This is a genomic window from Streptomyces niveiscabiei (assembly GCF_001419795.1).
GTDB classification, from domain to species: Bacteria; Actinomycetota; Actinomycetes; order Streptomycetales; family Streptomycetaceae; genus Streptomyces; species Streptomyces niveiscabiei.
Genome location: NZ_LIRL01000482.1, coordinates 1 through 9,966 on the forward strand (window position 1 = coordinate 1; position 9,966 = coordinate 9,966).

9 protein-coding genes are annotated in these 9,966 nt (G+C 72.2%); 6 read left to right on the top strand and 3 right to left on the bottom strand.

Going from position 1 to position 9,966, the window contains the following annotated elements:
* Positions 1-83: 83 nt before the first annotated feature.
* The 4 genes from AOK24_RS23115 (at position 84) to AOK24_RS23130 (ending at position 3,773) form a co-directional block, all read left to right on the top strand.
* A complete protein-coding gene (locus AOK24_RS23115; RefSeq protein ID WP_055721981.1) occupies positions 84-686 on the top strand; it encodes a class I SAM-dependent methyltransferase in 603 nt (200 codons plus the stop codon).
* 227 nt (positions 687-913) lie between these two features.
* A complete protein-coding gene (locus tag AOK24_RS23120; protein ID WP_079056944.1) occupies positions 914-1,942 on the top strand; it encodes a LysR family transcriptional regulator in 1,029 nt (342 codons plus the stop codon).
* Positions 1,943-2,031: 89 nt separating this feature from the next.
* Positions 2,032-3,009 carry an aminoglycoside phosphotransferase family protein gene (locus AOK24_RS23125; RefSeq protein ID WP_055721982.1) on the top strand — a complete coding sequence of 326 codons (978 nt, stop codon included), beginning with the start codon at positions 2,032-2,034 and terminating at the stop codon, positions 3,007-3,009.
* Positions 3,006-3,773: an SDR family oxidoreductase gene (locus AOK24_RS23130; RefSeq protein ID WP_055721983.1), complete on the top strand. Its 768-nt coding sequence runs from the start codon at positions 3,006-3,008 to the stop codon at positions 3,771-3,773. The genes AOK24_RS23125 and AOK24_RS23130 overlap by 4 nt, the downstream gene beginning before the upstream one ends.
* 2 nt (positions 3,774-3,775) lie before the next feature.
* Here AOK24_RS23130 and AOK24_RS23135 read toward each other — a convergent pair whose 3' ends face one another.
* The 3 genes from AOK24_RS23135 to AOK24_RS23145 form a co-directional block, all read right to left on the bottom strand.
* Entirely contained in the window at positions 3,776-4,210 is a 435-nt protein-coding gene (locus AOK24_RS23135; protein WP_055721984.1) for a hypothetical protein, read from the bottom strand.
* 39 nt (positions 4,211-4,249) lie between these two features.
* Positions 4,250-6,169 (bottom strand): AMP-dependent synthetase/ligase, encoded by a 1,920-nt coding sequence (locus AOK24_RS23140; protein ID WP_055721985.1) that lies wholly within the window; start codon positions 6,167-6,169, stop codon positions 4,250-4,252.
* A gap of 218 nt (positions 6,170-6,387) precedes the next feature.
* Positions 6,388-7,710 (bottom strand): acetyl-CoA C-acetyltransferase, encoded by a 1,323-nt coding sequence (locus AOK24_RS23145; protein WP_055721986.1) that lies wholly within the window; start codon positions 7,708-7,710, stop codon positions 6,388-6,390.
* 99 nt (positions 7,711-7,809) lie between these two features.
* On the opposite strand from AOK24_RS23145, the gene AOK24_RS23150 reads away from it, so the two are divergent.
* A complete protein-coding gene (locus AOK24_RS23150; protein WP_055721987.1) occupies positions 7,810-9,108 on the top strand; it encodes a 3-oxoacyl-ACP reductase in 1,299 nt (432 codons plus the stop codon).
* The coding region (locus AOK24_RS23155; RefSeq protein WP_055721988.1) for a MaoC family dehydratase at positions 9,108-9,966 on the top strand (859 nt) is incomplete at its 3' end. The genes AOK24_RS23150 and AOK24_RS23155, both read left to right, overlap by 1 nt.

A 9,966-nucleotide genomic window follows, 5' to 3' on the forward strand; every position in this document is an offset into this window, starting at 1 on the left:
AGAGGTGTATAAGCGACAGGGACTGGCGCCGGGGGCCTCGTACCCGGGGGTGTTGTCAGTGGTGCCGGTTAGGGTCACCCGCCATGACCGACTTCCTCACCACCACCCGTACCTTCTACGACGCCATCGCCGAGGACTACTCCGAGCGGTTCCAGGACGAGCTGGCCAACAGGCCGTTGGAGCGGGCCGTACTGGGGGTGTACGCCGAACTCGTCGGCGCCGGCCGGTCCACGGGGCGCCTCGCCGGGCTCGGCCTCGACATCTCCGGGCTCGACCTGTCGGAGTCGATGCTCGCGGTGGCCCGCCGCGAGAACCCCGGGATCCGCTTCGAACAGGGCTCGATGTTCGACCTCCCCTTCCCGGACGGCTCGCTCGACGGCGTCATGTGCTGGTACTCGTCCATCCACACGCCGTCGCCCGAACTCCCCCGCCTCTTCCAGGGCTTCCACCGCGCCCTCGCCCCCGGCGGCCACCTCCTGCTCGCCTTCCAGGTGGGCGACGAACCCCGCCACTACGACCAGCCCTGGGGCCATCCGGTCGCCATCGACTTCCTGCGCCGCCGCCCGGAGTTCATGGAGGGGCTGCTGAAGGAGACCGGGTTCACGATGCTGTCCCGCACGGTCCGGGAGCCGATCGAGGAGGAGAAGACACCGCACGCGTTCCTGATCGCGCAGCGGGTGGGGTAGCCGCCGGGGCGAGGAGCCGTGGCTGCGCCCAACTCCCACAGAGTTAAGGCCAGTTGCTGTCCCTTCCTGCGTTCTCCCCCTTCTCGCCGGGGGAATTGGTCGGCACCCGCTCCCTTCCCGGGTGGGGAGCGGGTTGCCGCCGTGGGCCCGGGGAAATCGTCGTACGGGCGGGAAGGGGGAGTCAATCCTTGGGATTTGTTGCTGGACCCTAGTGTTTGCTTGGGGGTATGACGCTGGAAGATCTGCGGGTGTTCGTCGCCGTGTGCCGGGCCGGGAGTCTGAGTGCGGTCGCCAGGGAGCTGGGGTGTACGCAGTCGGCGGTCAGCCAGCATGTGAAGCGGCTGGAGCGGGAGTTCGGGGTGGGGCTGCTGGAACGGCGGCCCCGGGGAGTCGCGGTGACCCAGGCCGGGCGGATCCTGGAACGGGCCGCCCGCGACGGGATCGCCGGACTCGACCTGGCCGCACGGGAGTTGAGGGATCTCGTCGACGGCGGCCGGGGCTACGTGCGGCTCGCCACCGGCGCCACCACCGTGCGGCACTTCATGTCGGACGCGGTCGTCGCCTTCCGCGAGCGGCATCCGAACGTCAACCTCGAATTCCGCACGGTGAGTTCGGGCCGGGGCAGCTTCGACGCGCTCGCCGACGGCACGCTCGACCTCGCGTGGATCACCCTGGGGCCACCGGTACGCGGCATCGAGCAGCGCCGGGTGGTGGAGCTGCCGTGGATGCTCGCGGTGCGCGAGGACGACGAGTTCGCTGGGCGAAAGGCCCTGAGCGCAGGCGAGTTGGACGGCGTACGGCTGATCCGCCTGCCCCCGAACTCCACCTCGGCCGCCCATCTCGACGCCGCCTGCGCGGAGTCGGGAGTCCGGTTCGCGTACGACACGAGCGTCGCCGACTGGGACACGGCGCTGCTGCTCGCCGAGGTGGGGGTGGGCCGGGCCGTGGTCCCGGCACTGCCGGGGCTCGCGGCGACCGGGGCGGGGGCGCTGCGGCTCGTGCCACTGCCCGATCTGCGTCCACTGCCGGTCGGTTGGGCGATGCGGCGCTGGGACGCACTGAGCCCGCCCGCGCGGGCGTTCGCGGAACTGGTCGTGGAATTGCGGCGAGGGCGGCCCGGGGGCGACGAACAGGTGGAATTGCGGCAGGGGCGGCCCGGGGGCGGCGAACAACCGGGGCCTCTCCCGCGCGGAGCGCGGACTCGCGGCGGCGACCAGGCGGTGCGCCTCCCGCAAAGGCCGGACTCGGGGACGTGAACAGCCGGTACGGCTCCCGCGAAGTGCGAACGCGCGGCCTCGAACAGGCCGTACGTCTCCCGCGCTCAGCGCCGGACTAGAGTGCCCGGATGATCGAGGTACCCGAAGTCCTCGCCCGGACGACCATCGCCCGTGAGGGCGTGCCCGGCGAGCGCTGGATCCGCGAACTCCCCGGCATTGTCGCCGAGTTGCTCGGCCGCTGGGGGTGTGTGGTCGACGGTGAGTTGATGTTCGGCGGGGTCGGGGTCGTCGTACCCGTAGTACGGGGGAGCCAGGGGCCTGCCGTGCTGAAGGTCTCCTTCCCGCACCCCGGCAACGTCCATGAGCCCGACGCGTTCGCCGCCTGGGCCGGGCAGGGTGCCGTTCTGCTGTACGAGCGGGACGACGCGCGGTTCGCGATGCTGCTGGAGCGGGTCGGGTCGTCGACGCTGGGTGAGAGCGAGACCGACGAGGATGTCATCGCGTCGGTCGCGGGGCAGCTCAGCAGGCGGCTCGCGGTGCCCGCGCCCGCGCATCTGCCCCGGCTCAGCGCTCGCGCCGACGAGTGGGCCGAGCAACTCCACGTCGACGTGCGGGAGTTGGCGCACGGCATCCCCGGCCGCGTCCTCGACTCCGCGCACGCCACCGTGCGGGACCTCGGCCGGGATCAGCCCGACACCCTCGTACACGGCGACCTGCACGCCCGGAACGTCCTGCCCGCCGAGCGGGAGCCGTGGCTCGCGGTGGACCCCAAGGGGTATGCGGGCGACCAGGGTTACGACGGGGCGAACTTCCTCAAGACGCGGGCGTTCTCACTGCTGGTGGCGCCGGATCTGCGGGCGGCGGCGCTGCGGCTCCTGGACGTCTTCGGCGAGGCGGCCGGCGTCGACCGGGAGCGGCTGCGGCGGTGGGCCCAACTCCACGCCGTACAGGCCGCGTTCTGGGCGAGGCGGCACGGCTTCCGGGTGGCGCGGGGCGGGCCGGAGCTGGAGCGGCTCACCGCGTTCGCGGAGGAGTTGGCGGAGGTGCTGACGGACGGAAAAGCGTTTGCGGCGGCGCCGGGCCTGCCGGACCATCCCCGTCCATGACGACAACGCCTTCCCGCCCGCTCGCCCTGCTCACCGGAGTCGGCCGGACGGTCGGCATCGGGGCGGCGACAGCAGACCAACTCGCCGCCTCCGGCTGGGACATCGCGTTCACGCACTGGACGCCGTACGACGACCGCATGGCCTGGGGGCGGGAGCCGGGCGCGGCGGAGGTGATCGCGGCCGGGCTCGCGGCGCGGGGTGCCGCCGTGCACGCGGTCGAGGCGGACCTGGCCCGACTGGAGTCACCGGCAAGGATCTTCGACGAGGTCGAGGAGCGGCTCGGCAAGGTCACCGCGCTGGTGATGTGCCACTGCGAGAGCGTCGACTCGGGCATCCTCGACACCAGCGTGGAGAGCTTCGACCTGCACTTCGCGGTCAACGCGCGGGCGAGCTGGCTGCTGATCCGCGAGTTCGGACGCCGCTTCGACGCCCCGCACGGCACGGGCCGTATCGTCGCCCTGACCAGCGACCACACCGTGCACAACCTGCCGTACGGCGCGAGCAAGGGCGCCCTGGACCGCATCACCCAGGCCGCCGCGCACGAGCTGGCCCACCTCGGGATCACCGCGAACGTCGTCAACCCGGGCCCCGTGGACACGGGTTGGATGAACGACGACATCCGCGCCTCGGTGCTCGCGCGAACTCCCCTGGGCCGTATGGGCACTCCGCGGGACACCGCCCACCTCGTCGGCTTCCTGTGCTCGCCCGAGGGGCAGTGGGTCAACGGCCAACTCCTCCAGAGCAACGGGGGGTTCGCCGCGTAGGGTCACGGGGTCAGTGCGGAGTCGTACGCGGCCCGGTCGAACTGGAAGGGGCCGAGGGGGAGTTCGCCCCAGTGTTCGCGGTTCGGTTGGCGGAAGTCCGACCAGGTGACCGTCGTGTCCGTCACGGCGATGCGCGCCGTCAGCGGCCAGCAGGCCCAGATCCCGCAGGGGCAGCCGAGGAGGAACGCGTCCGGGGCCGGCGTACGGAAGTGGTCCGTGGTGAACACCTCGACGTGCAGCCCCGCGTGCTGTTCGAGGAGGAAGCGTTCGGCCTCGTCCTCGGTCTCGTCCGCCCAGTCCTCCGCGAGTTCTCTGCGCCACAACGCGCGGGTGGCGTCGGCGACTTGTTCGCGCAGGTCGCGGCCGTCGACGCGGATGCCGCGCAGGGGGCCGGGTTCGCCGTCGAGGCGGTAGGGGAAGAACTCGATGCGGTTCACGGCCTCATCGTCGCCGACCCGGCCGCTTCCGGCGAGCCTTTACCGCGGCTCGTACAGGCCCTCGACGACGTCCGCGAAGTCCCGCAGGATCGTCGCTCTCCTGAGTTTCATCGAGGGCGTCAAGTGGCCTGCCGTCTCGGTGAAGTCGGTGGGCAGGACGGCGAACTTCCTGATGGATTCGGGGCGGGAGACGAGTTTGTTGGCCTCGTCGACGGCGCGTTGCAGGAGGGATTCCAACTCCTCGTCGCCGAGGAGGAGTTCGACGGGGACGGGGTGTTTGCCGTTCATGCGGCGCCAGTGGGTGACGCCCTCGGGGTCGAGGGTGATGAGGGCGGAGACGTAGGGGCGGCCGTCGCCGAGGACCATGCACTGGGAGATCAGGGGGTGGGAGCGGAGCCAGTCCTCAAGTGGCGCCGGGGCGACGCTCTTTCCGCCCGCCGTGATGATCATTTCCTTCTTGCGGCCGGTGATCGTGAGGTAGCCCTCGTCGTCCAGCTCCCCTATGTCGCCGGTCGCCAGCCACCCGTCGGGCGCGGCGGGGACGACGCCTCCGGCGGACGGGTCCCAGTAGCCGCGCAGGACGTGGTCCCCGGCGATGAGGATCTCGCCGTCCGCCGCGATCCGGATGCGGGTGCCCGGCATGGGCCAACCGACCGTGCCCAGCCGGGGTTTGAGGGGCGGCGTCACCGTCGTCGCGCCGGTCGTCTCGGTGAGGCCGTACCCCTCGTAGATCTCGATCCCGGCGCCGAGGTAGAAGGAGGAGAGGCGGCGGCCGAGCGGGGAGCCGCCGCAGATGGCGTGCCGGACCCTGCCGCCCATGGCGTTGCGGATACGGCGGTAGACGAGCGGGTCGTAGAAGGTGCGGGCGGTGCGCAGGGCCGCGCCGGGGCCCGAGCCGGTGCCGGTCTTCTGCGCCTCGACGGCCTCGCCGTAGCGGCGGGCGACGGACACGGCCCGGTCGAAGGAGGTGACCCGGCCGCCCGCCTCGGCGCGGGCCCGCGCCACGTTGAAGACCTTCTCCAGCATGTAGGGGATCGCGAGCAGGCAGGTCGGTTTGAACGCGGCGAGATCCGGGAGGAGTTGCTCGGACTTGATGCTCGGCGCGTGCCCGAGGCGGACCCGGGCGCGGACGGCGGCGATGGCGACCATCCGGCCGAAGACGTGCGACATGGGCAGGAAGAGCAGGACGGAGACCTCGATGCCCTGCGCCTTGAAGACCGGGTGGAGGAGCTCGATCGCGTTGTCCACCTCGGCGAAGAAATTGCCGTGGGTGATGGCGCAGCCCTTGGGTCGTCCCGTAGTACCTGAGGTGTAGATGAGGGTGCACAGGGTGTCGGGGATCAGCATCCCCCTGCGGATCTCCACCTCGGCGTCGGGGACGTGCGCCCCGGCCTCCGCGAGCCGCTCCACGTGCCCTTTCTCCATCACCCAGATGTGCCGCAGGTCGGGCAGCCGGTCCAGCTCGGGCCCGATGGCCGAGGCCTGCCCGATGGTCTCGGTCACGAGAGCTACGGCGCCGGAGTCCTGGAGTATCCACCGGACCTGGAAGACCGACGAGGTGGGGTAGACGGGTACGGTGACGAGCCCGGCGGCCCACGCCGCGAAGTCGAGGAGTGTCCACTCGTACGTCGTACGGGCCATGATCGCGACCCGGTCCCCCGGCACCAGCCCCTCGGCGATCAGCCCTTTGGCGACGGCGTGGACCTGCGCGGCGAACTGCGCCGCCGTCACGTCGCTCCAGTTCCCCTCGGCGTCGCGGCGGCTGAGGACGATCTGGCCGGGCGCCACCGCCGCGTTGTCGTACGGGAGTTCCGCGAGGGAGCCGTGGGTGACGGGTGGCGCGAGCGCCGGTACGGCCGCCTCGCGGACGACTCCGTCGAGCCGCCGGACCTCGGGCTCGACGAGGGCGGGGGGAGCGCCGTCGGCGTAGTCGGCCGACGAGGGGTACGAGGTGGACACAGGCGGCTCCCTGGGCACGCAGCGGAAAAACGCTTGCTGCAGGACATACGGGCCTCGTGCACCGGGGCGTTCAGCCTCGGAGCCTCGGGGAAAGCAGTTACCAACGGTTACCAGCGGTTAGGCAAGGTGATCGTACGGTGCTGACGTGGGGGGCCTGTGAGGGTCGAGAGGTGGTCCGGGGGTGGGGCTGTGCAGTATCGAGGTTATATGAGGAAGTGTCACGTTCGCTCCAGGATCGCGGTCACCCCCTGTCCTCCGGCGGCGCAGATGGAGATCAACCCCCGCCCGGGGGTGTCCCGTTCGGCCAGCAGCTTGGCCAGCGTCGCGACGATCCGGGCGCCCGTCGCCGCGAAGGGGTGACCGGTCGCCAGGGACGAGCCGGTGACGTTGAGCCGCTCGCGGTCGACCGGCGCGAGCCCCTGCTTCTCCCAGGCGGCCAGCGTCGCCAACACCTGTGAGGCGAACGCCTCGTGGATCTCGACGAAGTCGAAGTCCTCCATTCCCAGGCCCGTTCGCTCCAGCATGCGCGGTACGGCGTACGCGGGCGCCATCAGCAGGCCGTCTTCTCCGCCAGCGACGTCACCGCGCACGAAGTCCACCGCCGCCGTCTCGTACGCGGTGAGGTACGCCAGCGGCTCCAACCCCCGTGTCTGGGCCCACTCTTCGGAGGCGAGCAGCACGACGGCGGCACCGTCGGTGAGCGGCGTCGAATTGCCCGCCGTCATCGTCGGGTTGGGGCCGTCGGTCCCGAACACCGGCTTCAGCCTGGCGAGTTTCTCCACCGTCGAGTCGGGGCGCAGGTTCTGGTCGCGCTTGAGGCCCCGGAAGGGGACGACGAGGTCGTCGAGGAAGCCGCTCTCGTAGGCCTCCGCGAGGCGTCGGTGGCTCGTGGCGGCCAACTCGTCCTGTTCCGCACGGGAGATGCCCCAGGCGCGGGCGGTGACCGCCGCGTGCTCGCCCATCGAAAGTCCCGTGCGGGGCTCGGAGTTGCGCGGGATGTCGGGGACCAGGTGGCCGGGGCGGATCTTCGCCAGGGCCTTGAGGCGGGCGCCGGTGGACTTCGCCCGACGGGCCTCCAGGAGGATGCGGCGCAGACGATCGTTGACGCCGAGCGGGGCATCGCTCGCGGTGTCGGCGCCGCCCGCGACGGCCGAGTCGGTCTGGCCGAGGGCGATCTTGTTGGCGGCGGCGATGATCGCCTGGAGGCCGGTGCCGCACGCCTGCTGGATGTCGTACGCCGGGGTCCGCGCGTCGAGCTTCGAGCCGAGGAGCGTCTCGCGGGCGAGGTTGAAGTCGCGGCTGTGCTTGAGGACCGCCCCCGCGACGAACTCGCCCACCACGCCCGGGACATCGAGGCCGTGGCGCAGGGCGAGGCCGTTCACGGCGGCCGTCAGCATCTCCTGGTTGGAGGCGGTCGCGTAGGGGCCGTCGGAGCGTGCGAAGGGGGTGCGGGCGCCGCCGAGCACCGCGACCCGGCGGGCGCGCGGGGGCTCGACCGGGGGCTTCGACTCGCCGTCGCGCACCAGCTCCAGGGGACTCATCTCGACCTGCTCCTCAGCCTTGACCTAGACTTACCCCAGGTAACCTTACTCCGGAGTAAGTAATTCCGCCGGGCCCGTGCGAGACCTTGGGAGACGTACATGGCCGACCGCTATCTGAGCTTCACCGCCACCGCACCCGGCCGTTTCCTCACCCGCCGGCTCGGCCTGCCGCAGCCCGCCGCGCTCGCCCGCTGGTCACCCGAACGCCCGTCCCTCACCGGCACCTTGGTTCACCTTACGGCCGGTACGTCGGCGCTCGCCCTCTCACCCGTCCTCGCCCGTACGGGACTTGGCGCCGGCTCCGGCGATCCGGCGGCGGTCGTCCTGGACGCGACGGGGGTGCGGGACGTCGAGACGCTCGCCGAGGTCCACGCCGCCCTGCACCCCGTCGTCCGGTCCGTCGCCGCGAGCGGGCGGATCGTCGTGCTGGGGGCGCCACTTGACGCCGCCGATCACCAACAGGCCGCTGTACAGCAGGCGTTGGAAGGGTTCACCCGGTCGCTGGGCAAGGAGATCGGACGCGGGCGGACCGTGAACCTCGTGCGGGTCACCGACGCCGGGGCCGCCGAGTCGACGCTGCGGTTCCTGCTCTCGCCCAAGTCCGCGTACGTCAGCGGGCAAGTGATCGAGGTGGGCGGCGGCGAGGCGTTCACCGGGGACTGGGAGCGGCCCCTCGCGGGGCGGACCGCGCTGGTCACCGGGGGTGCGCGGGGCATCGGCGCGGCCGTCGCCGAGACGCTCGCCAGGGACGGCGCCGAGGTCGTCGTCCTCGACGTGCCGCAGGCCGAGGAGGAGGCGCGGCGGCTTGCCGGGCGGCTCGGCGGGCGGGCGCTCGCGCTGGACATCACCGCCGCCGACGCCGGGGAGCGGATCGCCGCCGAACTCCCGGACGGGCTCGACGTGTTGATCCACAACGCCGGGATCACCCGCGACCGGCGGTTGGTCAACATGCCCGCCGAGCGGTGGAGTTCGGTGCTCGACGTCAACCTCGCGAGCGTGCTGCGCACCACCGACGTCCTGCTCGGGAAGGGGACCCTGCGGCCGGGCGGGCGGATCGTCGCCACCGCGTCCATCGCCGGGCTCGCGGGGAACGCCGGGCAGACCAACTACGGGGCCTCCAAGGCCGGGATCGCCGGTCTCGTCCGGGCGCTCGCGCCGCACGCGCTCGCCGGACACGGGGTGACCGTGAACGCCGTCGCGCCCGGGTTCATCGAGACGAAGATGACCGCCGCCGTGCCGCTGTTCATCCGGGAGGCCGGGCGGCGGATGAACTCCCTTGCGCAGGGCGGGATTCCGGCGGACGTCGCCGAGACGACGGCGTGGCTCGCGCATCCCGCGTCCGGGGCCGTGAACGGGCAGGTCGTGCGGGTGTGCGGCCAGAGTCTGCTGGGGGCCTGATGCCGACGCTCGCCGCCGTTCCGTCGCTGGTCCCGTCCTTCGTCCGGGGTGTGCTTCTCTCCCCCTTCAAACGGCCGCGTGCCGACGCCGAGTTCGCGCGGGAGCGGGCCGTCGTCGCCGGGCTGCGGATCGACCTCGTGCGGCTGTCGGCGTACGAACGCGTCTGCGGATTCGCCACCGGGGACGACTCGTTGCCGGTGACCTATCCGCACGTCCTCGGATTTCCGCTGGCCATGCGGCTGATGAGCGCGCGGAGTTTTCCGCTGCCGCTGCTCGGGCTCGTGCACACGTCCATCGAGATCAGCCGGTACGGGACGCTCGCGGCGACCGGGATGTACGAACTCGGCGTCCACGTCGAGGGGTTGGCGCCGCACCGCCGGGGGACCGAGGCGACGGTCGTCACCGAGTTGCGGCGGGACGGGGAGCTCGTGTGGGAGTCGCGGAGCACGTATCTGGCGCGGCACCGGTCGACGGGCGGGCCGGGCAAGGGAGTTGACGCTCCCCCGGGGGAGGGGTGCCCGCTGCCCGTGCTCGACGAGTGGCGGCTGGCCGCAGACGTGGGGCGGCGGTACGCGGCGGCCTCCGGGGACCGCAACCCCATCCACCTCTACGCCCTCACCGCCCGCCTCTTCGGCTTCCCCCGCGCCATCGCCCACGGCATGTGGACCGCCGCGCGCTGCCTCGCCGCCCTCGGGACGCCTCCGGCGGTGCGGGTACGGGCGGAGTTCCGGGCGCCGGTGCTGCTGCCGTCCGCCGTGGTGTTCGCTTCGGACGGGGGCCGGTTCGAGCTGCGGGAGCGGGCGCGGGACGGAGAGGTCGGGAGGGTGCATGTGAGCGGGCGGGTGGACCCGCTGGCGG